This is a genomic window from Pelomicrobium sp. G1, from assembly GCF_051905455.1.
Taxonomy (GTDB): Bacteria; Pseudomonadota; Gammaproteobacteria; order Burkholderiales; family UBA6910; genus Pelomicrobium.
The window spans coordinates 1-420 of the sequence record NZ_JBQACR010000116.1; the positions used below are offsets into that span (position 1 = coordinate 1).

Consider the following 420-nt stretch of genomic DNA (forward strand, 5'->3'; position numbering starts at 1 on the left):
TAGCATGAGCCCGGTACCGGCCCGCAACCCGAAGAACGCCCGCAACCGCGCCTTGAGGGCCGGCGCCTGGGGGTCTGGGTAGCGGTTGAGGGCGGTCTCCGCGGCGAGCCGTCCCACTTCCGCCCGCACCTCGGGGGGCAGACGGTACGGATTCTCCATGGCGTCCAGCTTCACCATGCCCCGGCTCGGGGGCACGGGATAGGCCGAAAGGGCCAGGATCTCGGGGCGGACGAGCTGTTCGGGCTTCAACGGCATAAAGCCATTTTTTACTTAAGCTCTATGCGTAGCTCCGCCGAGCGGGCGTGGGCCTCCAGCCCTTCGCCCCGGGCCAGGGTGGCGGCGACACGGCCTAAGCGCGCGGCGGCTACGGCGGAGACGCGGATGACACTGGAGCGCTTCTGGAAATCATAGACCCCCAGG

Annotated in this window: 1 protein-coding gene and 1 pseudogene; both read right to left on the reverse strand. The window is 68.6% G+C overall.

Annotated features, from left to right (window positions below; all coding sequences use genetic code 11):
* Positions 1 to 255 (reverse strand): annotated as a pseudogene (locus tag ACTFO6_RS17745) (histidinol-phosphate aminotransferase); the annotation flags it as partial.
* A gap of 11 nt (positions 256 to 266) precedes the next feature.
* The coding region (locus tag ACTFO6_RS17750; RefSeq protein WP_439935744.1) for a histidinol dehydrogenase at positions 267 to 420 on the reverse strand (154 nt) is incomplete at its 5' end.